Origin of the sequence: Pseudonocardia sp. ICBG1293, assembly GCF_020131355.1 — a bacterium.
Lineage (GTDB): Bacteria > Actinomycetota > Actinomycetes > Mycobacteriales > Pseudonocardiaceae > Pseudonocardia.
Genome location: NZ_JAHLEL010000051.1, coordinates 98,155 through 123,376 on the forward strand (window position 1 = coordinate 98,155; position 25,222 = coordinate 123,376).

Below are 25,222 nucleotides of genomic sequence, written 5' to 3' on the forward strand. Positions count from 1 at the left end.
CGGCAGGGGCGTGGGCGCGGGAGGAGCACCGATGGTGGAGGCGGGGCCGTTCGTGTCCTGGTCCACGCTCGCGCGCCATGCCCCGGACGGTCTGGCGGTCGTGGATCCGGACGGTCTGTTCCTCCAGCTGAACGACGCTGCGGTCGTCCTGTGCGCCCGCCCCCTCGACGACCTGATCGGGATGCCGGCGCCCTTCGAGCTCTCCCGGAGCCCGCAGGTGGATCCCCTCGCCCTCCTCGACGAGGGCGGGACGGAGCAGGTCTGCCTGTGGGCTCCGGCCGCGGGGGTGCGTCGGGAGTTCGCCTACCGGACGCGACCGCTGCCCGACGACTCCGGGCTCACCGTCGTCACCTTCCGGGACGTGGGCGAGGAGCGCCACCGGCAGCGGCGGGTGACCGCCATCGCCCGCGCCTCGGCGACGCTCGCCTCGGAAGGGTCGATCACCGCCACCCTGGACGCCCTGGCCCGGGAGGTGCTCCAGGCCGATGCGTTGGCCGGGGTACAGATCCTGACCCTGGACCGGTCGGGCGAGGCTCTCCGGATCATGGGCTCGGCCGGCTTCCGGCGCTGGCCGGACTTCTTCGAACGCCTCCTGCAGTGCCGGGAGCGCAGCGCCGGACTGCGGATGCTGGACGCCTTCGAGCAGCGCGAGCCCGTGGTCGTCGCCGACCGCTGGGCGTCCATCCAGGAGGACCCGGCCTGGCAGCCCCTGCACGAGTATCTCGGGGAGCTCGACTGGAACTGGTTCGCCAGCGTCCCGCTCCTGGTCCGGGGTCGCTCGGCGGGCATCCTCAACGCCTTCTTCGCCCCGGGACAGGTCGTCGGCGGTCGCGCGGTCGAGTTCCTCGTCGCGATGGCCGAACAGGCCGCGGTGGCGGTGGACTACGCCTCGCTGCTGCAGAACGAGCGGGAGCTGGCCCGGCGCGGGGAACGCCAGAAGCTGGCGCGTGACCTGCACGACTCCATCGTGCAGCAGGTGTTCTCGATCGGGATGCAGGCCAAGTCGATGGCCGTCCTCGGCGGGCGTGGCGAGACCGTGTCCGCCGACAGTGTGCGTCGTAGCGCCGACGAGGTGGGCCTGCTCGCCCGCACGGTCCTGGCGGACCTCCGGGCGATGGTGCACGAGCTGAGGCCCTCGTCCCCGCCGCAACCGGGGTTGGAGGAGGCGGTCCGGGCCCTCGTGGAGAGCAGCACCAACCGGACCGGGCTGCGCTTCAGTCTCCGGATCCAGCAGGGCCTGGCCAGGGTGCCCCCCGAGATGGCCGAGGACGTCTACCGCATCCTCGCCGAGGCCGTCCACAACGTCGTCAAGCACGCGAAGGCGGGCCGCGTGACGATCCGGATGGGCGTGCGTGACCACACGCTGACGATCACGGTGGCCGACGACGGTCGCGGCATCGGGGCGGGTCGTGTCGGCGACGACGGGCACGGCGGCGACGAGCTGGGCGGCGGTTACGGCCTGACGAGTATGCGCGAGCGCGCGGAACGCTGGGGCGGGACCGTGTGCGTCCGGCCCCGGAAGGCCGGTGGCACCGCGGTGAGCGCTGTCCTGCCCCTGACGCCGGGCGACGAGGAGGGCGTCCCGGCGACGCCCGTGGACCGACGGAACGAGGCCAGGCCATGAATGCTCTCGACGGTACGACCGCGGACCGGCCCGAGGTGGTGACCCGGGTCCGGGTCCTCATAGTCGACGACCACGCCGTGGTGCGGCGGGGGATCCGGGCCTATCTGGAGGTCCTCGACGACCTCGAGGTCGCCGCGGAGGCAGCGGACGGTCAGGAGGCACTCGAGGGTCTGGAGTCGATGGCGGCGCACTCCGAGCTGCCCGACGTGGTCCTGATCGACCTCCTGATGCCCAGGATGGACGGGGTGGTCGCGACCTCGCGGATCACCGAGCGGTTCCCCGGGGTGCGCGTGGTGGTGCTGACCAGCTTCGGCGAGATGGAACGGGTGCACGCCGCGCTCGCGAACGGTGCGTCCGGCTACCTGCTCAAGGACGCGGAGCCGGGCGAGGTGGTCGCCGCGATCCGGGCGGCGGCGAAGGGGGACGTCTTCCTCGACCCGGCCGTCGCACGACAGCTGACCCGGGAGATCGTCGCACCGCCGACCGGCATCAGTGCGCTGACCGGCCGGGAGCGGGACGTGCTCATCCTGGTGGCGCAGGGCCACTCCAACCAGGCGATCGCCGACGAGCTGGTCATCAGCGAGCGGACGGCACGCACCCACGTGAGCAATGTGCTGCGCAAGCTGCAGTTGACCTCGCGGACCCAGGCTGCGCTGATCGCCGTCCGGCAGGGGCTGCTGCCGCCCCAGGCCTGATGCCGTCGCAGGAGGTCCGGCGCCCTCGCCCGATGGCCGGTTCCGGACGGCCCCTGCGACGGGCACGAGGACGCCGGCCCCGGGCGACCGGGGCCGGCGTCCTCGGGAGCGGGGATCAGCCCGTGGCTGCGGTGCGCCACCCTGTCTGGTAGGTCTCGCGGGCCATGGCCGCGTACGGGGCGGGGCTGACGATCGCCCGCACGGCGAACTGCTCGTGCGGCTGCACCGTGGTCTTGCCCGAGCCGCCGTCCGGCTCACCCCAGATCACCGAGACCTCGGCGCCCAGCGGGACGTCCGGGTTGACGGTGGCCAGCGAGAGGGCCTTGCGCTCGTTGGCGCTGTAACCGGTGAACAGCGAGAGGCCGACGGTGTTGCCGTCCGCGTCGGTGACGGCGTCGTAGTTCGAGGAGCCGTAGTTGGCGTTGGGCAGGTCGAAGAACTGGTAACCGGGTCCCTCGGTGACCGGTGAGGCGAGGAGCGTCGCCACGTCCTCGGTGTTCCACTCGAGGGTGACCTTGCGGCGCTGGGTCGCGGGGTCGATGGCCTCCAGCGCGCTGCGGCCGATGAAGTCGTGGTCGAACTTCACGAAGCCGCCGTAGCCGAGCTCCCAGGGGTTGAGGTAGTAGTCCTCGATCCGGTCGGAGACGAAGCTGCCCGCGAGGGCGTTGACCGCCTCGTAGCTGTTCGGGCCGAGCCACTCGCGGTAGGGCCGCAGCTCCTCGCTGGTGTAGACGGCGGGCAGCGGCGAGGGGATCCACCCCGACTCCAGGGTGTTGCACGAGTAGGCGCGTGCCCCGGCGGGCTCGAGGCCGAACTCGCGACCGGCCTCGAGGATGGCGTCGCGGACCTTGTCGTAGGTGCCGTACGGGCCCCAGATCTCCAGGCCGGGCGCGCCGGCCATGCCGTGGCGCAGGGTGCGGATGCGCTCCCCGGCGACGGTCATGTAGCCCATCTTGAAGAACTTCACCTGCTCGACGGGGCCGCCGTTGACCTTCTCGATGACCTCCCAGGCTCGGGGGCCCTGGATCTGGAAGCGCCACACGTCGCGGGTGACCTGCTTGCCGTAGGGCCGCGAGGGTGAGCGGTCGTCGTAGCGGACCTCGACGTCGTAGCCCTCGCCCTGGAACTGCAGCCAGGTCGCCACCGGCGCGCGCCCGACGAAGACGAACTCCTCCTCGGCGAGGCGGAACAGGATGCCGTCGCCGATCACGCCGCCTTCGGGGGAGACCGGCACGAACTGCTTGGCGGAGTCGACCGGGAACGTCGCGGTGGAGTTGACCCCGGTGTCGGTGAAGAGCTTCAGGGCGTCCGGTCCGGCGACCCAGAGGTTGACCATGTGGTGCGACTGGTCGAAGAGCACCGCGGTGTTCTGCCAGGCGGTGACCTCGCGGCGGAAGTTGGTGAACTCGGCCGGCACGACCGGGTAGATGTAGGCACCCAGCCGGGAGTTGCGGAGCAGCTCGACGGTGCTCCCGGACCGGTCCAGCACTTCCTGGAGATTCTTGGCGCTCATCTGCCACCCGTTCTGGTCTCGGTTGTGTTCTGCGCTGACACACGGCCGGACATGGGGGTCGACGGCCATCGTCGCCCACGCTAGGGAGGCCGGAGGGCCCGGCGGCACCGTGGAATGGCGGGAGCCGGACGGCCGGGACGGGCCGGTGCGTCTACGTCATGTGTCCCGGACGGGTCTCGACAAGCGGGCGATGGCCTGCGCGGGTCGCCGTCCTAGCGTCGGAGGGGACCGTAACGGCGCGACTGCGACGCGGGCCCGAGCCAGGGAGCATGACATGACGAGCCAGAGCAGGCCGGACCTGCCGGGGACCTACGTCTTCGACGGGCCGACCAGCCGTCGCGGTCACCGCATGAACACGCTGTTCATGTCACTGGTGAGCAGGACCGCCCGCAGCGAGTTCGTCGCCGACGAGGCCGCGTACTGCGCGCGCTACGCGCTGTCCGACGAGCAGACGACCGCCGTCCTCGAGCGGGACTGGCAGGCGATGCTCGACCTGGGCGGCAGCATCTTCTACGTCTACAAGCTCGCCATGATGGACGGGCTGTCCATGCAGTACCTCGGCGGTGTGTTCACCGGGATGTCCGAGGACGAGTTCAAGGCCGCGATGCTGGCCGGAGGGCGCACCGATGTCTGAGGTGATCTGGGGGCTGGCCACGTCGCACGTCCCGTCGATCGGCGCGGCGATGGACCGCGGGATGACCGACGAGCCGGTGTGGGCACCGCTGTTCGAGGGCTACCGGCCCGCCCGCGAGTGGCTGGCGCAGCACACACCGGACGTGGCGATCCTCGTCTACAACGACCACGCGAACGGCGTGGACCTGGACATCGTGCCGACCTTCGCGATCGGTACCGCCGAGAGCTACGAGGTCGCGGACGAGGGCTTCGGCAGGCGCGCCGTCCCGGACATCGTCGGTGATCCGGACCTGTCGTTCCATCTCCTGCAGAGTCTGGTGGACGACGGCTTCGACATGACCGTCTTCCAGGAGCTGGACGTGGATCACGGCTTCACCGTGCCGCTGTCGGTGTGGACGCCGGAGCCCGGTGACGCCTGGCCCTGTCCGGTCATCCCGATCATGGTCAACGTGATCCGCTACCCGCAGCCCACCGCGGCCCAGTGCCACGCCCTGGGCCGGGTACTCGGGCGGGCGATCGCGAGCTACGACGGCGTCGGCACGGTCGGGATCCTCGGCACCGGTGGCATGTCCCACCAGCTGGCGGGCGCGCGTGCCGGGTTCATCAACCCGACGTTCGACCACATGTTCCTCGAGGCGATCGGGAACGACCCGGAGAAGCTGGCGCAGCTCACCCGCGAGGAGCTGATCCGTGAGGCGGGTTCGGAGGGCATCGAGCTGATCATGTGGCTGGTCATGCGCGGCGCACTGAACGAGCAGGTGCGCACGGTCCACTCCGCCTACCACGTCCCGGCCTCGAACACCGCCGCGGGACTGGCGCTGTTCGACAACCGCGCCTGACCGCCCGTCCGGGGCCGGCCACCAGGAGGAGCCGTGTCGATCGATCTGCCGGACCGTGTCCCCGCGTCCCGTACTGCGTTGCCGCGCACCGACCGGTGCCTGGTGATGGGGGTCCTCAACGTCACCCCGGACTCGTTCTCCGACGGCGGGCTGTACGACCGGACCGCTGCCGCCGTCGCCCACGGCGCGCTGATGTGGGAGTCGGGTGCGGACTACGTCGACGTCGGCGGGGAGTCCACCCGGCCCGGCGCGGAGCGTGTGCCGGTGACCGACGAGCTCCGTCGGGTCGTCCCGGTCGTGGAGCGGCTGGCGGCGGCCGGCGTCGCGGTCAGCATCGACACCACCCGGGCCGCGGTGGCCGAGGCCGCCGTGGCCGCGGGGGCGGTGCTGGTGAACGACGTCAGCGGAGGTCTCGCCGATCCCGCCATGGCCGGGGTCGTCGCCGCGACCGGGGTGCCGTGGGTGCTCAACCATTCCCGCGGCGGCAGCCGGGACATGTACGCGGCGGCGGTCTACCGCGACGTGGTGCGCGAGGTCGCGGACGAGCTCCGGATGCGGGTCGACGACGCCGTCGAGGCCGGTGTGGACCCGGACCGGCTCGTGCTCGACCCGGGGCTGGGGTTCGCCAAGCTCACCGAGCACAACTGGACCCTGCTGGCTCGCCTCGACGAGCTGCAGGAGCTCGGGTTCCCGGTCCTGGTCGGCTCCTCGCGCAAGCGCTTCCTGGCCGAGGTGCTCACCGGCGGGCGCGCCGAGGGCCCGGCACTGCTCCGGGACGCCGCGACGGTCGCGACCACGGTGCTGGCCGCCCGGTCGGGTGCCTGGGCGGTGCGGGTCCACGACGTGGCGGCGTCGGCGGACGCGGTGCGCGTCGTCGGCCGCGCGTCCGCGACGCCCTCACCACGCTGACCGGGCGGTGTCCGGGGCGATCAGCCCCCTGGCGGCGCCCGCCGTCACCACACTGCCGGTGACCAGGACGGCGGCCCGGCCCTCGGGACCGTGGGCGAGCCGTACCGCGACGTCGATCGCGTCGTCGAGACGGGCTTCGACGAGGACCCGGCCCGCGCCCAGCAGCGGTGTGGCCGAGGCCGCCAGCTCGGCCGCGGGCAGCGCCCGGGGTGACTCGTTCTGGCTGACGACGACGGCGGAGGCGACCGGGTCGAGGGCGCGGACCACTCCGTCGACGTCCTTCCCGCGCAGCACGGCGAGCACGACCACCACCCGCTCCACGCCGAGCGCCGCGAGCGACTCGCGCAGGGCGCGCACGGTGGCGGCCATGCCCGCCGGGTTGTGCGAGGCGTCCACGAGCACGGGCGGGGTGTCCCGCAGGTGCTCCAGGCGTCCCGGAGCGCGGACCCGGGACATGCCCCGGTGGGCCTGCGCGGCGGACAGGACTGAGCCCTCGGCGCCGAGGAAGGCGTCGACGGCCGTGAGCGCGACGCGCGCATTCTCCGCCTGGTAGCGCCCGAGCAGGGGGAGGAACAACCCGGGACAGTCCCGGCCGCGGACGGTCAGGTACAGCGTCTGGCCGTCGGGCCGCGCGGTCGGCTCGCCGCGGTGGTGGGAGGCCGTCGCGCCGCGGACCTCCGCGGCCACCGCCCGACATCGATCGCGCAGCACGAGTTCGGCCGCCTCGGGCTGGGCGGCGAGCACGGCGACCGATCCCGGCTTGATGATCCCCGCCTTCTCGCGGGCGATGGAGGCGACGTCCGGGCCGAGGTACTCGGTGTGGTCCAGCGAGATCGGCGTGACGACCGCGACCCGGCCGTCGACGACGTTGGTGGCGTCCCAGCTCCCGCCCATCCCCACCTCGACCACGACCGCGTCGAGCCCGGCACGGGCGAACGCGACGAAGGCCATGGCCGTGACGACCTCGAAGAAGGACAGCCGGACGGGCAGCTCACGGTCCAGCGACTCGACCGCGGGCCGGACGGTCTCGTAGGCGGCGACGAAGCCCTCCTCGGAGATCGGAGCGCCGTCGATGACGATCCGCTCGCGCACGGTCTGCAGATGGGGGCTGGTGGAGCGGCCGGTACGCGGCCCGGTGGCGCGGAGCAGCTCGTCGACCATGCGGGCGGTGCTGGTCTTGCCGTTGGTCCCGGTGATGTGGACGGCGGGGACGGCGTGCTGCGGATCCCCGAGCAGCGCCGTCAGCGCGGCGATGCGGTCGAGGCTCGGGTCGAGGCGGCTCTCCGGCCAACGCGCGTCCAGCGCCTTCTCGATGTCGGCGAACCGAGTCATGCGGAGCTCCCCGTCGGGAGGGGGAGGGAGTGCGCGTCGGGGGCCGGGACCATCCGGGCGGGCCGCCTGCCGCGTAGCGAGCCGACCACCTCGATGCGCTCGGCGCGGTGCAGGTCCGCGGGGCGGAGCACGCGTTCCTGGAGACGGCCGCCTGCCAGCAGCCGGGCGCGTTCGACACCCGGGAGGCAGCCGCTGTCCGGCGGTGGTGTCCACCAGCGGCCGCCGATGCGGAGCGCGAGGTTGGCGGTGCAGGTCCCGGTGAGCTCGCCCCGCTCGTTGACGACCACCACGTCGTCCGCCTCGGGATGGCGGGCCAGCCGCTCGTCGTACGGGGTGCGACGGCTCGTCGTGTGCCGCGACCAGCAGCTCTGCGTGTCGAGCGGTTCCGGGGCGACCGCCAGCCGGACGGGACGACCGAGCGGGGCGGGTGCGGCACCGACGTCGACGCCCAGGGCGCCGTCCCGGTGGCAGCGCAGTCGCACTCGCGCGTCACCGACGCCGTGGACCGCCGCACGGAGGCGGGCACGCGCCGCGGCGGCGTCGAACGGGATGTCGAAGTAGTCGGCCGAGTCGGCCATGCGGCCCAGGTGGCCGTCGAGGTTGCGGAGCCCGCGGGCGGGATCGTGGTGCATCGTCTCCACCAGGTGGAAGTCGAGGTGGCGCGCGTCGAGCACGCGGGCCTTGGCCTGCAGCTCGGCGTACTCGGCCGCCGGCCGGGAGCCCCAGGTGATCCCGCCCCCGGTCCCGTAGCCCAGCCTGCGCTGCTCGCGGTCGAGGACCACCGTGCGGATGGCGACCGAGAACCGGGCCCGGACCGGCGCCGTCGGGGGCCCGACGACGCCGACGGCGCCGCAGTAGACACCCCGCGCCGCGGGTTCGAGCTCGGTGATCAGCTCCATCGTCCGGGCCTTCGGCGCGCCCGTCACCGACCCGCACGGGAACAGGGCCCGGAACGTCTCGACCAACCCGATCTGCGGGCGCAGCTGCGCGGTCACGTCCGAGGTGAGCTGGTGGACGGTCGCGTAGCGCTCGGGAGCGAGCAGCCGGGTCACCCGGACGCTGCCGGGCACCGCGATGCGTCCGAGGTCGTTGCGCACCAGGTCGACGATCATGACGTTCTCGGCGCGCTCCTTGTCGCTCCCGTGGAGGCGGGCGACGGTGGCCTCGTCCTCGGCGGTGGTGCGGCCGCGGTCGGCGGTGCCTTTCATGGGGCGCATGAGGATCCGGTCGCCACGCTGCTCGAAGAAGAGCTCGGGGCTCGCGCTCGCGACGACGAACCGACCCAGGTCCAGATAGGCGTTGTGCGCACCGCGCTGTCCGTGCGCGAGCTCGCGATAGAGCGCCTCGGCGTCCAGCTCGGCGGGCGGGACCGCCCGCAGCCGGGTGGTCAGGCTGCACTGGTACGTCTCGCCCGCCGCGATCCGGTCGCGCACCCGCTCGACGGCGACGCGGTGGTCGGCGGCGTCCCAGTCGGCGGCCCAGCCGAGGGCGGGCACCTCGGGACCGTCGACCGTGAGCGGCGGGACCTGCTCCGGCCGGTCGACGACCCCGAACCAGACCAGCGGAAGGCCGTCGGACGGTGGCGGGACCGTCAGGCCGGGATCGAGCCCCGGCGCGGCCTCGTAGGCGAGGAACCCGAACGCCCACAGGCCGTCGCGGGTCAGGCGGTCCACCTCGTCGAGCACCGGCGCGACCTCGGAGGGCCGGTGGGCGACGAGTACCCGCCGGACTCCGTCGAACCGGGTGCCGGTCCCGGCGACGAGGTCGTCGAACCGTCCCCGGGGTGCCTGGTCGTCGCGCATCGTCGGGTCCTTCCGCCGCAGGTGGGGCACCCGCGATCCTGCCCCGCCTGCGGTCCACCGGGATCGGCGTCCGGTCGGCCGCCGCCAGGCGGTGCGTCGCGCCCCGGGCAGGACATCCGACGTGGTCCCGCCGGGTCTACGTCACTTGTCCCGGTCGACCCGCGACGGCAGGCGATGCCCGGTCCGGTCATCCGCGTGATCCCTGGTGACGGGCTCGTTTCCTAGCGTCGTGGTAGGTCCACACCCCCGGACCGGCGGCGCTGCCCGAGGTGGTCTCGCAGGCGGTGCACCGACCCAGGCCACCCAGGAGAGGTTCACACACGATCATGACTTCCGAGAGTCTTGCGGCGGCCCTCGCCCGCGTCGGGAACCCCGTCGAGCTGCTGCGCAACACCGCGGCCCGCGCGCACACGTTCCCGGTCGCTCCGGAGTTCAGCAACTGGCGTTCCGAGCAGCGGGCGTGGGCCGAGTCGTGCGCGCTGCTCGACCAGTCGCACCACATGACCGACCTGTTCCTCGAGGGTCCCGACGCGCTGAGGCTGCTCAGCGACCTGGCGGTCAACACCTTCGCGAACTTCGGGGTGAACAGGGCCAAACAGTTCGTCGCGGTGAACCCGAGCGGGCAGCTGATCGGCGACGCGATCCTGTTCCACCTGGAGGAGGAGCTGTTCGACCTCGTCGGCCCCCCGATGGTCATCGACTGGGTGCTGTTCCACCTCGAGCGCGGCGACTACGAGGTGACCGCCGAGCGGGACGACAACTCCGCCGTGCGCACCGACGGCCCGCCGCGGTTCTACCGCTACGAGCTGCAGGGCCCCACGGCGGCGGCGGTGCTCGAGCAGGCGACCGGCGCCGCGCTGCCCGACACGAAGTTCTTCCACATGGCCGACTTCACCGTCGCGGGCCACGCCGTGCGCGGTCTGCGTCACGGCATGGCGGGCCAGCCCGGGTTCGAGCTGTTCGGACCGTGGGCCGAGGGCGAGGCCGTCCTGGCCGCGCTGCTCGAGGCCGGCGAGGACCACGGGCTGGTCCGGGCCGGGGCGAAGGCCTACTCGACGGCCAACCTGGAGTCCGGCTGGGTGCCCGCGCCGATCCCGGCGATCTTCGGGGACGACCCGCTGCTCGCGGCCTACCGTGAGTGGCTGCCTGCGTCCGCCGTCGGTGCCATCGGCGGCAGCGTCGACTCCGACGACATCGCCGACTACTACCTGACGCCCTACGACATCGGTTACGACCGCAACGTCAGGTTCGACCACGAGTTCGTCGGCCGCGCAGCCCTCGAGGAGCTGGCGACGAACCCGCCGCGCACCAAGGTCACGCTCGTCTGGGACAGCGACGACGTCACCGCCGCGATCGGCTCGCTGCTCGGCAAGGGGCCCGGCGCCAAGTACCTCGACCTGCCGAAGATCCGCTACGCGCTGCACCAGGAGGACAAGGTCCTGCGCGACGGCGAGCAGATCGGTATCTCGCTGGACTGCGGCTACATCGCCAACGAGCGAGCCATGGTCTCGCTGGCGACCGTGGACAAGGAGCACGCCGAGCCCGGCACCGAGGTCACCGTCGTCTGGGGTGAGGAGCCCAACTCGGCGAAGCCACAGGTCGAGGAGCACACGACCTGGACGATCCGGGCCACCGTCGCACCCGTGCCGTTCGTCCGGTTCGCACGCAACGACTACCGGAGCACGTGATGACCTCGGTGCAGAATGAGCGGACCCCCGCGGCCGGGCGTCCGACGGGCAGACAGGCCCTCGCGCGTGCTCTGCGCGACGCGACCTACGAGATCCTGCCGTTCACGAGCGCCGAGGAGAAGGTACTCGCCCACGTCCCCACCGACGTCGCGCTCACCGTCACCACCACCGAGGCCAAGGGGCTCGGCCCGACGATCGACCTCGCGGTGAAGCTCGGCGAGGCCGGCTACCGGGCCGCTCCGCACCTGGCCGCCCGGCAGGTCAGGGACCGGGCGCACCTCGAGGACCTCGTCGCGCGGCTGCGCGAGGCGGGCGCCGACAGCATCTTCGTCATCGGCGGCGACGCGGCCGAGGCGGGGGAGTACCCCGACGCACTGAGCCTGTTGCAGGCGCTGCAGGAGATCGGCCACCCGTTCTCGACCGTCGGGGTCGGCGGCTACCCCGAAGGGCACGGGAAGATCAGCGACGAGCTGATCGAGGCGGCCCTGAAGGCCAAGGCGCCGCACGCCACGCAGATCATCACCCAGCTGTGTTTCGACGGCGACACCACCGTCGACTGGGCCCGCACGGTCGCCGCCGACGGTGTCGGCCTGCCGATCCGCGTCGGCATCCCCGGCGCCATCAGCAGGCAGAAGCTGATCCGGGTCTCCGCGGGCCTCGGCCTGGGCCAGTCCGCGAAGTTCCTGAGCAAGCAGCAGAACATGCTGTGGCGGTTCTTCCTGCCCGGTGGGTACAGCCCGAACAAGCTCATCGAGCGGCTCACCCCGGCCTTCGCCCGGCCGGACAACAACCTGTCGGGCTTCCACGTCTTCACCTTCAACGACCTGGACAGCACCGAGGCCTGGCGGCAGCGCTGGCTGGCCAAGCTCTCCTGACCCGTCCGCGCCACCCGAGGAGTCCTGCAGCGATGAGTGCCCAGGTGATCGACGGGCGCGCGTGTGCCCGCGCCCTCACACAGAGCCTGGAGGCCGACGTCGACCGCCTCCGCCAGGAGGGTCCTGGCATCGGGCTGGCCACCGTCGTGGTCGGGGACGAGTACAGCTCCGGTGCCTACGAACGGCGCCTGCGCCGGCTGGCCGGCCGGCTCGGCGTGCCCTACACACCGCAGACCCTGCCCGGCGACACCGATCAGGACACCGTCCTGGCCCGTATCGCCGAGCTCAATGCGGACCCGTCGGTGTCCGGCGTCCTGGTCCTGCGCCCGCTGCCGCGACACATCGACGAGGCCGCCGTCTTCCAGGCCATCGATCCGATGAAGGACATCGAGGCGGTCCACCCGGAGAACGCCGGGCTGCTCGCCCTCGGTGTCCCACGGTTCGTGCCCTCCACGGCCGCGTCCTGCTTCCACCTGCTCGACACCTGGCTCGACTCCGTCGGCGAGGACCGCGCCGAGTTCTACCACCGCGCGAACATCGTGGTGGTGGGCCGTTCGAACAACGTGGGCAAACCCGCGATCTCGCTCGGCTACGAGCGCCAGGCCACCGTGCAGTCCGTCGACGAGTGGGCCGACCGCACCACCGGGATCGGCAGGTACACCCGCTGGGCCGACGTCCTGATCGTCGCCGCGGGCAAGGCCGGGCTGATCAGGGCCGAGCACGTCGGGGAGAACGCCGTGGTCATCGACGTCGGCATCAACGCCGCCACCGGACCGGACGGCAGCGTGCACATGGTCGGCGACGTGGACCACGACTCCGTCGCCCCGCGTGTCCGGGCCCTCACCCCGGTGCCGGGCGGGGTCGGTCCGGTCACCGACGTCTGGCTCCTCCGCAACACCGTCACCGCGGCCCGCCTGCTCGCGGGCCAGCCGATCGACCGGGCCCGGCCGTCCCTGCCGACGCCGGCGCGCGTACTCCTGGAGGCATCGTGACCCCGCCCCTGGGCGCCCAGCACGGCGCTCTGCTGCTGTCCTGCCCCGACGCGCCCGGCATCGTGCATGCCGTCACCGGCCTGCTCGCCGAGGAGCGGTGCACCATCGTGCAGAGCGCGCAGTTCGGCAGCGCGACGAGCGGCACCTTCTTCATGCGGGTCGAGTTCGCCCACATCGACGGTTCCCCGCTGGACCTCGACGCCCTGGGCCGCCGCGTCGAGTCGCTGGCCGAGCGGTTCGACATGACCTGGCAGCTCGCCGACGCCGCCCGGCGGCAGCGGGTGGTCATCATGGTCAGCAGGTTCGCGCACTGTCTCAACGACCTGCTGTTCCGCAACTCCATCGGGGAGCTGAACCTCGACGTCGTCGCAGTCGTGTCCAACCACCCCGATCTCGGCCGGATCGCGGACAGCTTCGGGGTGCCCTTCCGTCACATCCCGGTGACCGGGGAGACGAAGGCCGAGGCCGAGGCCGAGCTGGTCAAGCTCGTCCGGAGCGAGGACGTCGATCTCGTCGTCCTCGCCCGCTACATGCAGATCCTCTCCGACGACCTGTGCACGCAGCTCGACGGCAAGGCCATCAACATCCACCACTCGATGCTGCCGAGCTTCAAGGGCGCCAAGCCCTACCACCAGGCCCACGCCCGCGGGGTCAAGTTCATCGGCGCGACCGCCCACTATGTGACCGCGGACCTCGACGAGGGCCCGATCATCGAGCAGGAGCTCATCCGGGTCGACCACTCGCTGAGCCCCGACCAGCTCGCCGCCCGTGGCCGGGAGGCCGAGAGCCGGGCCCTGGCCCGTGCCGTGCGGTGGCACACGGAGAACCGGATCGCCGTCCTCGGCAACCGGACGGTCGTGTTCGGGTGACCGACGACGGAACGCTCGCCGGTACCACGGTCGGCGACTTCCTCGACTCCCTCGCCGCCCGCGTGCCCGCTCCGGGCGGCGGGGCGACGGCGGCGCTGCACGCCGCGCAGGCCGCGGCACTGATCGGCATGGTCGCCCGCTACACGAGTGGCCCGAAGCACACCGACCACGCCGACCTGGTCTCTGGGATCCTCGCCGATGCCGAGGCCACCCGCGCCGCGGCCCTCGCGCTCGCCGACGCCGACGCCACGGCGTTCACCGCGGTCACCGACGCCTACGCCCTGCCCCGCGGCACCGACGAGGAGAAGGCCCGGCGCACCGCGGCGATCGCCGACGCGCTGGTCGGTGCCGCCGGACCGCCCGCGGACGTGATCGGTGCCGCCGGGTCGCTGGTGTCCCTGGCCGAGGTCCTGCTCCCGGTGGCGAACCGCGCCGTGGTCACCGACGTCGCCGCCGCGACCGAGGCGGCCCGGGCCGCCGCCACGACGGCGCGGCTCAACGTCGAGATCAACCTCGGCGGCATCCGCGACGACCGGGTCCGCGCCGAGCTGGTCGGCGTCGCCGAGCGTGTGCCGGAGGTCGTCGGCCGGGCGGCCGCCGTCGAGCAGCGGGTGCGGGCCCTGCTCCGCTGACCGGCCGGCAGCGCGTCGAGGGAGATCCGGTGGGCCGGACGGCCGCGCCGGCGGAACGAGGAGAGCCGACAGCCATGACCGAGATCAGCCGGAGGACGCGGGAGCCGCGTCCGCCCTCCGCCCACGCGCACGGCGCTGCCCGGCCCCGCGGGTCGCGACGCCTCCCGCGATGGAGTGAGATCGCGCCCCTGCTCACCTCGGCCCCGCGCGACCGCGACCCCGTACGGCGCAGGCTCGCGCGGGCACACGACATCGAGGACCTGCGGGAGATGGCGCGCCGCCGCACGCCCCGTTCGGTGTTCGACTACGTGGACGGCGGAGCGGAGACCGAGAGCACCCGACGCCGCAACGCCTCGGCCTTCGACGACGTCGAGTTCCTCCCGCAGGTCCTGCGCGACGTGAGCCGGGTCGATCCGAGCACCACGATCCTGGGCCGCCCCGTGTCGATGCCGTTCGTCTTCGCCCCGACCGGCTTCACCCGCATGGTGCAGCACGAGGGCGAGGCCGCGGTGGCCCGCGTGGCCGAGCGGGAGGGCGTGCCGTACGCGCTGTCGACCATGGGCACGATCTCGCCGGAGGACCTCGCCGCGGCGGCGCCGGGGGCCGACCGGTGGTTCCAGCTCTACGTCTGGCGCGACCGTGCCGCGTCCCGGCGACTGCTGGGGCGTGCCGCGGCCGCCGGCTTCACCACCCTCGTCGTGACGGTCGACGTCGCCGTCCCCGGAGCCCGGCTCCGCGACCTGCGCAGCGGCATGACCATCCCGCCCACCTTGACGCTGCGGACCCTGGCGGGGATCGCCCGCAGGCCGCGGTGGTGGTTCGACGTGGTCACGCACGAACCGCTGCGGTTCGCCGCCCTGGAGGACGTGGGGGGCGGGTTCACCGACGTCGTCAACGGGATCATGGATCCGGGGGTGGACTTCGCGGACCTCGAGTGGATGAGGGAGCACTGGTCCGGCGACATCGTCGTCAAGGGCGTGCTGAACCCCCGGGACGCGCGGACCGTCGTCGACTGCGGGGTCCAGGCGGTCGCGGTCTCCAATCACGGGGGCAGGCAGCTGGACCGTGCCGCGTCGACGCTCGCGGCGCTGCCCGAGGTCCGGGCGGCGGTCGGGACCGACGCCGAGGTCTACCTGGACGGCGGGGTGCGTTCCGGGACCGACCTCGCGGCCGCGCTCGCGCACGGGGCGGACGCCGTCCTGGTGGGACGGCCCTATCTCTACGGGCTGATGGCGGGGGGTGAGCAGGGGGTGGATCGGGTCCACGACCTCTACCGGCAGGGCTTCCTGCGTGCCCTCGCCCTGCTCGGGGTGACGTCCGTGGGCGAGCTGGGACCGCACCTGCTGCGGTGCCCGCCCGCCCACGGACCCCGGGTCACGACGCCGGTCGAGTGACCGTGTGCGGCTCGGTGAAGGCGTACAGACCGTCCTGACCGAGCTCTCGCCCGATCCCGCTCTGCCGGAACCCGCCGAACGGGGCGCGGTCGTCCGCCGCGGTGGCGTTCGCCTGGTTGACCCAGGTGGTCCCGGTCCGCATCCGCCGCGCGACGGCGGCGGCGCGGTCCGGATCGGCGGACCAGACCGAGGAGCACAACCCGGACCATTCCTCGTCCAGACCGGCCAGCAGCGGGTCGAGGTCGTCGTAGGAGAGCACGGGCACGGTCGGCCCGAACTGCTCCTCGCGGACGATCGCGAGCTCCGGATCGGGGTCGACGACCAGCGACGGCCGGAGGAAGTGGCCGGTGCCCACCGCGTCGGACAGGCTGCCGTACTCGCGGACCTCCGCCCCCCGGGCGCGCGCCTCGTCGAGGAGGGCGAGCACACGGTCGCGTCCGGCGGCGGTGTGCACGGGACCGTAGGTGCCGGCCGGGTCGAGGCCCGGCCCGGTCCGCTGCCGGTCCAGCTCCGCGCCCAGGGCCTCGATCACCTCGTCCCGGCGGCGGCGCGGGACGTAGAGCCGCTTGACGGCCATGCAGACCTGGCCCGAGGTCATGAACGTCGCCCCGACCAGGGCGGACACGGTGCGCTCGTCGAGCTCGACGTCGTCGAGCAGGACGGCCGGGTCGTTGCCGCCCAGCTCCAGGGTCACCGCGGCCAGTGACCGCGCCGCCAGCGCCATCACCGCGCGACCGCCCGCGGTGCTGCCGGTGAACACGACGTGCTGCACACGCGGGTCGACGAGCAGCGGCTCGACGGCGGCGTTGGTGCCGGTGACGACGTTCAGCACGCCCGGCGGGAGCCCCTCGGCGAGTGCCCGCACCGTCTGCACCACCGACAGCGGGGTGGTGGGCGGCGGCTTGACCACGACGGTGTTCCCCGCCACCAGCGCGTAGGGCAGGCTCGCGGCCAGGATGGCGAGCGGCCAGTTGAACGGCACGACCACCGTGACCACCCCGACAGGTAGCCGCAGCACCTCGGTGTGGAAGGGCTGGGCGGGCAGGGTCCGGGACGGTTCGAAGGTCGCGGCCAGCGAGGCGGCGTGCCTGCAGCGCATCTCGAACACGGCCAGGTCGGCGAAGGACTCACCGAGGACCTTCCCGTTCTCGGCCGTCAGCACGGGCGCGACGGCCGGGGCCCGCTCGGCGAGCGGGGCGAGCGCCCGGAGCAGGATCTCGGCACGCTCGGCGGTGTCCCGCCGGGACCAGGCCGGGAAGGCCGCGTGGGCGGTGGCGACGGCGTGCTCGGCGTCCTGGGGGGTGGCGGACGCGGCGCGCCCGACGACGCGCTCCGGGGCGGCCGGGTCGTGGACGTCGAAGAACTCCGCGGTGGACAGGTCCTGCCCGCCGATGTGGAGCAGGGCGGTGACCTCGGGGGCCGCCACGTCGGACGTGGTCATGGGGTACCTCCGGTGAGAGGGGATGGGGCCGGACAGCGGATCAGGTGAGGGCGGTGCGGGCGCTCTCCCGCGAGAGGAGGACGGCGAGGAAGCCGGCCGCGCACAGCGCGGTGTAGTAGACGAGGGAGGCGGTGAGCCCTCCGGTCGCGGCGACGAGCGCGGCCGAGACGACCGGCAGCAGACCGCCGCCCAGGACGGTGCCGATCTGGCGGCCGAGGGCGATCCCGGATAGGCGCACCCGGGCGTCGTCGAACTGCTCCGGGTAGAAGCTGCCGGTCACCGCGAGGCTCATGGGCTGCAGTACCGCGCCGGGGATCGCGAGCGCGAGCACGACGAGGGCCGGATCGGCGGTACGCAGCAGGGGGAAGAAGGCCGCCACCACGTAGAGGCAGCCGAGCGCGTAGGCCAGCAGCAGCAGCGGCCGGCGCCCCACCCGGTCGCTCAGCCAGCCGAACAGCGGATTGGTCAGCATCCCCAGGCCGTTGCCGATCACGATCCCCAGCAACGGCAGCGCCGGACTCAACCCGAGGGTGCCCGTCACGTAGGACAGGCCGAAGATCGCCGTGAAGTAGAAGACCGAGGACTCGGCCACCGCGGCGAACAGCACCCGGGCCGTGGCCGCCTTGTGGCTGCGCAGCACGACCAGCAGCGGCATCCGTTCGGCGCCCGCGGCGCCGACGGCCCGGGTGAACAACGGCGACTCCGCCACCCGCACCCGCATGTACAGACCGACGAAGAAGATCACCGCGCTGGCCAGGAAGGGCAGGCGCCAGCCCCACGCGAGCAGGTCCTCCCGCGGCATCAGCCCCACGAGCAGCACCGCGGTGGCGCCGAGGACCGTGCCCCCCGCGGCGCCACTCTGCACGATCGCGGCGAACAACCCGCGGCGGCCACCCGGGGCGCTCTCGGTGGCGAGCAGAGGTCCGGCCGCGGACTCGCCGCCGAGCGCGAGACCCTGGACGAAACGCAGCACGACGAGCACGACCGGGGCGAGGAGCCCGATGGTCGCATACGTCGGCAGCAGCCCCATCGCCGTCGTCGCGGCGCCGGCCAGGGCCATCGTCCAGATCATGATCGGTTTGCGGCCCACCCGGTCACCCAGGTGACCGAACACGATGCCGCCGAGCGGACGGGCGAGGAAACCGACCGCGAACACGCTGAAGGCGGCGATGGTGCCGACCAGCGGGCTGAACTGGGGGAAGAACAGGACGTCGAGCGCTACGGGGGCCAGGAAGCCGTAGACCAGGAAGTCATACCACTCGATGGTGGTGCCGAGGAACGTCGAGGCGAGCATGCGACGCGAGCCCTTCGCGTCCCCGCCTCCCGGTGCGGGGTCGGCGGCGGCTCCGGCCGCGGTGTTCTCCGAGTAGGTGGACATCGTCGTCGTTCCTTCCCGGGGTCAGCGGACGTGTACGTCGAGGAGCACGGGGCCGGACGAGGTCAATGCCCGCCGCAGCGCGTCCGCGAGCTCCGCGGGGCGCCGCACCGTCACGCCGGCGCACCCCATGTCGCGGGCCAGCCCGGCGTAGTCGATGCCGGTCACCGCGGTGCCGACCGGCTTGTCGATCCCGAAGTGGGCGGAGAACCCGTCGAGGGCCGCGTAGCCGCCGTTGTTCACCACGACGAAGGTGACCGGGGTGTTCTCGTGCGCCGCCGACCACAGCGCCTGGATCGCGTACATGCTCGACCCGTCGCCGAGCAGCGCGATCACCCGCTGTCCGGGCCGGGCGAGCGCGACACCGACCGCGGCGGGCATGCCGTGCCCGAGCCCGCCGCTGGCGCAGGTGAAGAAGGTCTCCGGACCGGTGAACGGCAGTCGCTCCTGCATCACCGCCCGGGTGCTCGGCGCCTCCTCGACCACGATCGCGGACTCCGGTCGCTCGTCGGCGAGGGTCTGCAGCAGGAAGGCCTCGGTGAGTTCCGCGGGCGCGGTGAGCCGCGGAGGGCGTGGCCTGCCCGGCGGAGCGGAGCGAGCGGGCGGGGTGCTCGCGGCCCGGACCTCGGCGATCGTGGCGCGGACGCCGCCCACGATCGCCGTCCCCTCCGGCGTCCACGCCGCGGTGTCCGGGTCCTCGACGACCTGGAAGAGGACGCAGCCGGCCGGCAGCAGGGGACCGTGCCCCTCCACGTGGAAGGTGAACACGGGGGCGCCGAGCACCACCACCAGGTCGTGGCCGGCGAGCCGTTCCCGGATCGACTCGCGCGCCGCGGGCAGGAACCCGGCGTACAGGGGGTGGTCCTCCGGGAACCCGCACCGCGGGGACAGCGGTGCGGTCCACACGCGGGCCCGGTGCCGTTCGGCCAGCGCGACCACCTCGGCGAAGGCGTGGTCACGGTCGACCTCGGCGCCCACGACCAGCGCGGGGGAGACCGCCCGGTCGAGCGCGGCGACGAGTCCCGCCACGAGATCGGGGTCCGGTCGCGCCGCCGCGCCGACGGGGCGCGGCCGGGGGTCCGCCCCGGGCTCGGCGGGTGCCTCCCAGTCGTCGACCGGGATCGAGAGGAACACCGGGCCACGCGGTGGCGTCATCGCGACGTGGTAGGCGCGGGCGACCGCCGCGGGGACGTCCTGCGGTCGGGCCGGCTCGCAGCTCCACTTGACGTAGGGGCGCGGCAGCTCGGTCGCCCGCTCGTTCATCAGGAACGGCTCGCCGACCAGCAGCGACCTCGCCTGCTGTCCGGCCGTCACGACCAGCGGCGTGCGGTTGCGCCACGCGGTGAACAGGTTGCCCATCGCGTGGCCCACCCCCGCCGCCGAGTGCAGGTTCACCAGTGCCGCGGTGCCCGAGGCCTGGGCGAAACCGTCGGCCATCCCGACGACGACGGACTCCTGCAGGCCCAGGACGTAGTCGAAGTCGTCGGGGAAGTCCCGGAACATCGGCAGCTCGGTCGAGCCCGGGTTGCCGAAGACCGTCGTCATGCCGCGGGCTCGCAGCTGCGCCACGACGACGTCGCGCACGGTCGTGCTCATGCCCATCCCCCCGTTGCGAGTGCAGAGCGCCGGTCCGATGGCCGGCCGGGCCTGAGGATCCTGGATCGCAGACAGGCAACCAATGCATAGGCCTGCCGAGAGTCATAACCTCTGGGCATGACCTTCGAGGCAGGGCAGCTGCGGGCCTTCCTGGCGGTGGCCGAACACGGGGGCGTCGGGCGGGCGGCCGCCGACCTCGGCCTGACCCAGCCCGCGGTGAGCCGGTCGCTGCGCCGGTTGGAGGTGGCGCTCGGCGCACCGCTGTTCGAGCGGCACAGCACCGGCATGCGCCTGACCGAGTACGGCCGCGCGCTGGCCCCGCGGGCCCGCGCCATCGAGGAGGAGGCCCAGCGTGCCGTGGAGGAGATCCACACCATGCAGGGCCGGGGCCGGGGCACGCTGCGGGTGGGCAGCGTCGGGTCGGTGATCGCCCACCTGGTTCCGCGGGCCGTCGACGCGCTGCTGGTCCGGCACCCGGGGCTGGAGGTCCACATCCTCGAAGGGGTCGAGGACGTGCTGGTCGGGGCGCTGGCGGCCGCCGAGATCGACGTCGCCGTCGGCGGTGAGCTCGACGCGGACGAGCGGATCGCCGTCGTGGGCAGCCTGCGCTGGCAGGACCACGTCACGGTGGTCGCCGCGACCGGGCACCCGCTGCGCGCCGAGCCCGGGGTGGAGCTCGCCGACCTCGTGGACCGGCGCTGGGCGATGCCGCCGGCGCGGACGGCTCCCCGCCGTGCCCTCACCGAGATCTTCCGCCGCGCCGGGCTCGACGAGCCGCGGACCACCGTGACGACCCGGTCGGTGGTCGCGCTGAAGGCGCTCGTGGCCGACGCGGGATTCCTCAGCGTCATGCCCCGCCCGCTCTTCTCCGCCGAGCGCCGGGCCGGGACGATCGAGTCCCTCCACGTCCCGGGGGGGTGTCTCTATGGGTTCGTCAAGCGGCGGCGAGTTCTGGATCGGGGTTGTTGACCGTGGGCGGGTTGTAGGGGCGGCGGTCGCGGAGCATGGCGTAGATGACGTCGGTGCGGCGTCGGGCGAGGCAGATCAGGGCGGCGTTGTGTCGTTTGCCGGCGGCTCGTTTGCGGTCGTAGTAGGCGCGGCTGGCGGGGTCGGCCAGGGCGGCGAATGCGGACAGGAACAGCGCGGATTTCAGGGCGTGGTTGCCGCGCTGGGATCGGGTTTCGCCTTTGATCGAGGTGCCGGAGCGGCGGGTGACTGGGGCGAGGCCGGCGTAAGCGGCGAGGTGCCCGGCGGTGGGGAACCCGGAGCCGTCGCCGACGATGGTGAGGATCTTGATGGCGGTCCTGACCCCGAGTCCGGGCATCGAGGTCAGGACCGGTCCAAGAGGGTGGGCCTCCAGGCGGGCTTCGAGCTCGTCGGCGAGCTGGTCGCGTTCGGTGTGGACCTGGCGCAGCTGCCCGGCGACGCCGGTGATGACACGGGCGAACGCGGCCGTGCCGGGAACGGTCAGGCTCTGGGCGTCGAGCGAGGTCAGGATCTGGGCGGGAAGGGTGCGGGCCAGTCGAGGCGACCGGGCCCGCATCGTCTCGGCGATCCCGTCAGCGCCGAGCTCTCGCAGGGCTTGCGGGGTGGGCGCGGCCGCGAGCAGGTCGAGCACGCCACCGCGGTCCAGGCGTGGCCCGAGCAGGCGTTCCAGGGCGGGATGAACATGCAGCAGGGCGTCGCGCAGCCGGTTCGTCAGCCGGGTGCTCTGCCCAGCCAGGTCATCGTCGTAACCGGCGAGCACAGTGAGTTCGGCGAGGGTCTCGTCGTCGGTGCCGACCCGGCGCAGGGTGTGCGGCATCGTCCGGGCGGCCTCGGCGATCACGTGGGCGTCGCGGGCGTCGGTCTTGGCCTGCCCGGGATGCAGGTCGGCGATGCGGCGCATCGCCAGCCCGGGCAGGTAGGCCACCGTGATCCCCAGATCACGAGCGACGGCGATGGCCAGCGCTCCGATCGAGGCGGGCTGGTCGATGACCATCAGCACCGCGCCGTGCTCGGCCAGCCCGGACAGCACGGTGCGCAGCGCCGATTCGTCGTTGGGCAGGGCCTTGTCGTGCACCCGCTTCCCGTTGGTGTCGACCGCGCAGGCGTGGTGTTCGGACTTGCCCACGTCCAGGCCGCAGAACACCGCGAACCCGGTCGGGTGCTGGTCAGGATCGGGCAACCGCCGCTCCCTTCTCGTCGCGGCAGGCCGACCACGAGCACCCGCGCCGGCAGCCACGTTACGAGCAGACCACACGGGTCAGGTCTCTATCAGCGGTCGTTGGCGCCCTCCGGCCACGGCGACAACACCCCCCAGATCATCGGGCGACAGGGGCAGTCAGTCATACCGCGGCCGGCGGCCTGCAAGCCCTCAGCGGGCTTGATCAAGAAGGTAACGGGGGGGGGACCCGGGCGCGCCGGTTCGGGGTGTTCCGCAGGCGCGGCGGAGCGTTGACGGGTCCCGCCGAGTCCTTCGTGGAGGAGCTGCGGCCGATCATCGTCGCGCTGCGGACCTGAGCGCGTGGCCCGCCGACGGCCTCGGCGGCCCGTTCCCACCGGGCCGGTTCAGGCGGACGCCTCGTCGGGCAGCCGGCGGTCGGGCTCGGGCTCCTCGGCCCGGAGCAGGCGCCGGTTCGCGGACAGGATCGCGACCAGGCTGACCAGGCAGACCCCGGCGAGAAGCACGGAGACCGCGGCCGAGGTGCCGAACTCCGCGAACAGCGCGGTCGCCAGCAGCGGGGTGATGCCGCCGCCGAGGATCGCCGCGATCGTGTAGCTGAGCGACGCGCCGCTGTAGCGCAGGCGGATGGGGAACATCTCGGTGATCAGCGCGGGCTGCGGGCCCGCCATGATCGAGTTGGCGGCCGTGATGCCGATGAGCGCGATCACGACCAGCGGCACGGAGCCGGTGTCGACCAGCCAGAACATCGGGAACGCCCACACCACGCCGACTCCGGCGCCGACGGCGAACGTGGTCTTCCGGCCGAACCGGTCACCCGCGAGCCCGGAGGCGAGCATCATCAGGATCCACGCGACGCTGACCCCGACGAGGGTCCACAGCATCGTGGAGGTGGGCAGTCCGAGCGTGGCGGTGCCGTAGGTGACCATGTACACCGAGACGAGGTAGCCGATGGCCGGTGCGGCGATGGACGCGAGGCTGCCCACCAGGATCTGTCGCGGGCTGCGCCGGAGCACCTCGACCAGCGGCATGCGCGCGACGTCACCGGAGTCGCGCACCTTCTCGAAGTCGGCGCTCTCCTCGATGGCCAGCCGGATGAACAGACCGACGATGATCAGCAGCGCGCTGCTGAGGAAGGCGATCCGCCAGCCCCATGCGGCGAACGCCTCGGCCGACATCAGGCCGGTGAGCAGGAGGAACGCCAGCTGGGAGAGCAGGATGCCGGACGGCAGGCCGAGCTGGGGGAAGCAGCCGTAGAGCGAGCGGCGCTTCGGCGGGGCGTTCTCGACGGCCATCAGCACGGCGCCCGCCCACTCACCGCCGACGCCGGCGCCCTGGACCAGGCGGAGCACGATCAGCAGGATGGGCGCCCAGATCCCGATGGTCTCGTAGGTCGGGACGAGACCGATCAGGGTGGTCGCGACGCCCATCATGAGCAGCGAGACGACCAGCATCGACTTCCGCCCCACCCGGTCGCCGAAGTGTCCCATGACGATGCCGCCGATCGGGCGATGAAGCCGACGGCAAAGGTGCCGAGTGCGGCCAGCGTGCCCGCGGTCTCGGAGAAGCCCGGGAAGAACTGGGTGCGGAAGACCAGCGTCGCGGCGACGCCGTAGATGAAGAAGTCGTACCACTCGATGGTGGTGCCGATGTAGCTGGCGAACGCGACCGTGCCGGGCTTGCGGCCTGCCGCCGCGCCACTCGGCCGGGACGGTGTGTCAGGGGCCATGGAGCTGCTCCTCGTCGAGCGGGACCCGGCCGCTCTCGGACCGGGTGGGAGGGGGCGCGACCCGGGACGGGGCCGCTCGCCGGTTCAGTGCAGGAGGCCGCCGCCGTCGCAGACGAGCGACTGCCCGGTGATCCGCGCGCCGTCGGCCGAGGCCAGGAACGCGACCAGGCCGGCGACGTCCTCCGGTGTGACGAACTCGCGGATGGCCTGCTGGGACATGCTCCGGGCGACGACGTCGTCGTCCGAGTGGGCGCGGGTCCCGGGGGTGGCGACCTGGGCGGGCAGCACGGCGTTGACGCAGATGCGGTGCTCGCCCAGCTCGCGCGCCATGACCCGGGTCATCCCGAGCAGGGCGCCCTTGCTGGCGATGTAGCCGATCTGGCCCGGTGCACCGGTGAAGAACGTCCGGGACGCGACGTTCACGACCCGGCCGCGGTGCGTGCTGTCCCGCAGGTGCGGATGACAGGCCTGCACCATGAGCAGCGGCCCGACGGCGTTGACGTCGTAGAAGCGGTGCAGCTCCTCGGGCGTCGCCGCCAGCAGGCTCGCGCGCCCGGAGAGGAGCCCGGCGTTGTTCACCAGGACGTCGACCCCGCCGAACCGTGCTGCCACCTCGTCGACCGTGCGTGTCACGGCTGACCGGTCGGTGACGTCGCAGGTCCAGTGGGTGACCGATCCCGGCGGGTCGTCCCCGCGCGGCTCCGCGGGACCGGTCGCCAGGTCCAGGGCGGCGACGGTCGCACCGTCGGCGGCCAGCCGCCGCGCCATCGCGCTCCCGAGACCGCCCGCCGCGCCGGTCACGATCGCGACGACGCCGCCGAGCCGGGCGGTCACTCCTTCTTCTCCTGCGGGTGGGTGGCCAGCGCCTCGACGGTGACGTCCATCCACTTCCACATGGGCAGTGAGACCAGTGCGTCGTGCAGGGCGGCGGGGTCCTCGGCCTCGTAGAGGCCGATCGTGGCGTTGCGACCGGGCACCCGCCAGAGCCGCCGGAGGACACCGGCCTCGCGCAGCTCCGTCGCCCGCTCCCGCTCGCCCTGCCTGAGCTGGTCCCGGGTCTCGGCGGGAGTGTCGTTCGGCAGCCGGTTCTCGGTGCGGACCAGGAACTCCATGACGTGTC

The 25,222-nt window shown here is 73.0% G+C and carries 23 protein-coding genes; 12 read left to right on the top strand and 11 right to left on the bottom strand.

Features of this window, described 5'->3' with window-relative positions; translation table 11 throughout:
* Positions 1 to 31 precede the first annotated feature (31 nt).
* Entirely contained in the window at positions 32 to 1,624 is a 1,593-nt protein-coding gene (locus tag KPF47_RS26440) for an ATP-binding protein (RefSeq protein WP_224391528.1), read from the top strand.
* On the top strand, positions 1,621 to 2,319 hold the full coding sequence (locus KPF47_RS26445) for a response regulator transcription factor (RefSeq protein WP_073575433.1): 699 nt from the start codon (positions 1,621 to 1,623) through the stop codon (positions 2,317 to 2,319). Before KPF47_RS26440 ends, KPF47_RS26445 begins: the two co-directional genes overlap by 4 nt.
* A 115-nt stretch (positions 2,320 to 2,434) precedes the next feature.
* On the opposite strand, the gene KPF47_RS26450 is transcribed toward KPF47_RS26445, so the two are convergent.
* Positions 2,435 to 3,832 carry an aminomethyl transferase family protein gene (locus KPF47_RS26450; protein ID WP_224391529.1) on the bottom strand — a complete coding sequence of 466 codons (1,398 nt, stop codon included), beginning with the start codon at positions 3,830 to 3,832 and terminating at the stop codon, positions 2,435 to 2,437.
* Between the two features lie 274 nt (positions 3,833 to 4,106).
* On the opposite strand from KPF47_RS26450, the gene KPF47_RS26455 reads away from it, so the two are divergent.
* The 3 genes from KPF47_RS26455 (at position 4,107) to folP (ending at position 6,213) form a co-directional block, all read left to right on the top strand.
* The gene (locus tag KPF47_RS26455) at positions 4,107 to 4,466 is read left to right on the top strand and encodes a protocatechuate 3,4-dioxygenase (RefSeq protein WP_224391530.1); all 360 of its coding nucleotides are present in this window, start codon (positions 4,107 to 4,109) and stop codon (positions 4,464 to 4,466) included.
* A complete protein-coding gene (locus KPF47_RS26460) occupies positions 4,459 to 5,304 on the top strand; it encodes a class III extradiol dioxygenase subunit beta (RefSeq protein ID WP_224391531.1) in 846 nt (281 codons plus the stop codon). Before KPF47_RS26455 ends, KPF47_RS26460 begins: the two co-directional genes overlap by 8 nt.
* A 105-nt stretch (positions 5,305 to 5,409) precedes the next feature.
* Positions 5,410 to 6,213, top strand: a complete 804-nt coding sequence (gene folP, locus KPF47_RS26465; RefSeq protein WP_224391941.1) for a dihydropteroate synthase — start codon at positions 5,410 to 5,412, stop codon at positions 6,211 to 6,213.
* Here the strand turns inward: folP and KPF47_RS26470 are convergent.
* Together KPF47_RS26470 and KPF47_RS26475 are read right to left on the bottom strand one after the other, a co-directional pair.
* Positions 6,202 to 7,545: a folylpolyglutamate synthase/dihydrofolate synthase family protein gene (locus tag KPF47_RS26470; RefSeq protein ID WP_224391532.1), complete on the bottom strand. Its 1,344-nt coding sequence runs from the start codon at positions 7,543 to 7,545 to the stop codon at positions 6,202 to 6,204. The genes folP and KPF47_RS26470 overlap by 12 nt on opposite strands.
* Positions 7,542 to 9,347, bottom strand: a complete 1,806-nt coding sequence (locus tag KPF47_RS26475; RefSeq protein ID WP_224391533.1) for a chorismate-binding protein — start codon at positions 9,345 to 9,347, stop codon at positions 7,542 to 7,544. Before KPF47_RS26475 ends, KPF47_RS26470 begins: the two co-directional genes overlap by 4 nt.
* Before the next feature lie 326 nt (positions 9,348 to 9,673).
* Between KPF47_RS26475 and KPF47_RS26480 the strand changes: the two genes are divergently transcribed.
* The 6 genes from KPF47_RS26480 to KPF47_RS26505 all read left to right on the top strand — a co-directional run bounded on the left by KPF47_RS26480 (position 9,674) and on the right by KPF47_RS26505 (position 15,797).
* Positions 9,674 to 11,035: an aminomethyl transferase family protein gene (locus KPF47_RS26480; protein ID WP_224391534.1), complete on the top strand. Its 1,362-nt coding sequence runs from the start codon at positions 9,674 to 9,676 to the stop codon at positions 11,033 to 11,035.
* Positions 11,035 to 11,910 carry a methylenetetrahydrofolate reductase gene (locus tag KPF47_RS26485; RefSeq protein WP_224391535.1) on the top strand — a complete coding sequence of 292 codons (876 nt, stop codon included), beginning with the start codon at positions 11,035 to 11,037 and terminating at the stop codon, positions 11,908 to 11,910. Before KPF47_RS26480 ends, KPF47_RS26485 begins: the two co-directional genes overlap by 1 nt.
* Before the next feature lie 32 nt (positions 11,911 to 11,942).
* Positions 11,943 to 12,902: a bifunctional 5,10-methylenetetrahydrofolate dehydrogenase/5,10-methenyltetrahydrofolate cyclohydrolase gene (locus KPF47_RS26490; RefSeq protein WP_224391536.1), complete on the top strand. Its 960-nt coding sequence runs from the start codon at positions 11,943 to 11,945 to the stop codon at positions 12,900 to 12,902.
* On the top strand, positions 12,899 to 13,771 hold the full coding sequence (gene purU / locus KPF47_RS26495) for a formyltetrahydrofolate deformylase (RefSeq protein ID WP_224391537.1): 873 nt from the start codon (positions 12,899 to 12,901) through the stop codon (positions 13,769 to 13,771). The genes KPF47_RS26490 and purU overlap by 4 nt, the downstream gene beginning before the upstream one ends.
* Positions 13,768 to 14,403, top strand: a complete 636-nt coding sequence (locus KPF47_RS26500; protein ID WP_224391538.1) for a cyclodeaminase/cyclohydrolase family protein — start codon at positions 13,768 to 13,770, stop codon at positions 14,401 to 14,403. The genes purU and KPF47_RS26500 overlap by 4 nt, the downstream gene beginning before the upstream one ends.
* Before the next feature lie 74 nt (positions 14,404 to 14,477).
* A complete protein-coding gene (locus tag KPF47_RS26505) occupies positions 14,478 to 15,797 on the top strand; it encodes an alpha-hydroxy acid oxidase (protein ID WP_224391539.1) in 1,320 nt (439 codons plus the stop codon).
* Here the strand turns inward: KPF47_RS26505 and KPF47_RS26510 are convergent.
* Genes KPF47_RS26510 through mdlC form a run of 3 tightly spaced genes read right to left on the bottom strand, consistent with a single transcriptional unit; the run spans position 15,778 to position 20,209 of the window.
* On the bottom strand, positions 15,778 to 17,238 hold the full coding sequence (locus KPF47_RS26510; RefSeq protein ID WP_224391540.1) for an aldehyde dehydrogenase family protein: 1,461 nt from the start codon (positions 17,236 to 17,238) through the stop codon (positions 15,778 to 15,780). The genes KPF47_RS26505 and KPF47_RS26510 overlap by 20 nt on opposite strands.
* A 40-nt stretch (positions 17,239 to 17,278) precedes the next feature.
* Positions 17,279 to 18,616 (bottom strand): MFS transporter, encoded by a 1,338-nt coding sequence (locus tag KPF47_RS26515; RefSeq protein ID WP_224391541.1) that lies wholly within the window; start codon positions 18,614 to 18,616, stop codon positions 17,279 to 17,281.
* Positions 18,617 to 18,637: 21 nt separating this feature from the next.
* Positions 18,638 to 20,209 carry a benzoylformate decarboxylase gene (gene mdlC, locus KPF47_RS26520; RefSeq protein WP_224391542.1) on the bottom strand — a complete coding sequence of 524 codons (1,572 nt, stop codon included), beginning with the start codon at positions 20,207 to 20,209 and terminating at the stop codon, positions 18,638 to 18,640.
* A gap of 117 nt (positions 20,210 to 20,326) precedes the next feature.
* Here mdlC and KPF47_RS26525 point away from each other — a divergent pair, with 117 nt between their 5' ends.
* A complete protein-coding gene (locus KPF47_RS26525; RefSeq protein WP_224391543.1) occupies positions 20,327 to 21,178 on the top strand; it encodes a LysR substrate-binding domain-containing protein in 852 nt (283 codons plus the stop codon).
* On the opposite strand, the gene KPF47_RS26530 is transcribed toward KPF47_RS26525, so the two are convergent.
* From KPF47_RS26530 to KPF47_RS26545, 5 genes are all read right to left on the bottom strand, one after another.
* The gene (locus KPF47_RS26530; RefSeq protein WP_224386690.1) at positions 21,144 to 22,376 is read right to left on the bottom strand and encodes an IS110 family transposase; all 1,233 of its coding nucleotides are present in this window, start codon (positions 22,374 to 22,376) and stop codon (positions 21,144 to 21,146) included. The genes KPF47_RS26525 and KPF47_RS26530 overlap by 35 nt on opposite strands.
* A 383-nt stretch (positions 22,377 to 22,759) precedes the next feature.
* Complete coding sequence (locus KPF47_RS26535) at positions 22,760 to 23,863, bottom strand: MFS transporter (RefSeq protein ID WP_308015500.1); 1,104 nt, start codon at positions 23,861 to 23,863, stop codon at positions 22,760 to 22,762.
* Positions 23,803 to 24,102: a hypothetical protein gene (locus tag KPF47_RS40460; protein WP_308015501.1), complete on the bottom strand. Its 300-nt coding sequence runs from the start codon at positions 24,100 to 24,102 to the stop codon at positions 23,803 to 23,805. Before KPF47_RS40460 ends, KPF47_RS26535 begins: the two co-directional genes overlap by 61 nt.
* An 84-nt stretch (positions 24,103 to 24,186) precedes the next feature.
* Positions 24,187 to 24,936 carry an SDR family NAD(P)-dependent oxidoreductase gene (locus KPF47_RS26540; protein WP_224391544.1) on the bottom strand — a complete coding sequence of 250 codons (750 nt, stop codon included), beginning with the start codon at positions 24,934 to 24,936 and terminating at the stop codon, positions 24,187 to 24,189.
* A complete protein-coding gene (locus tag KPF47_RS26545; RefSeq protein WP_224391545.1) occupies positions 24,933 to 25,214 on the bottom strand; it encodes a muconolactone Delta-isomerase family protein in 282 nt (93 codons plus the stop codon). Before KPF47_RS26545 ends, KPF47_RS26540 begins: the two co-directional genes overlap by 4 nt.
* Positions 25,215 to 25,222: the final 8 nt, after the last annotated feature.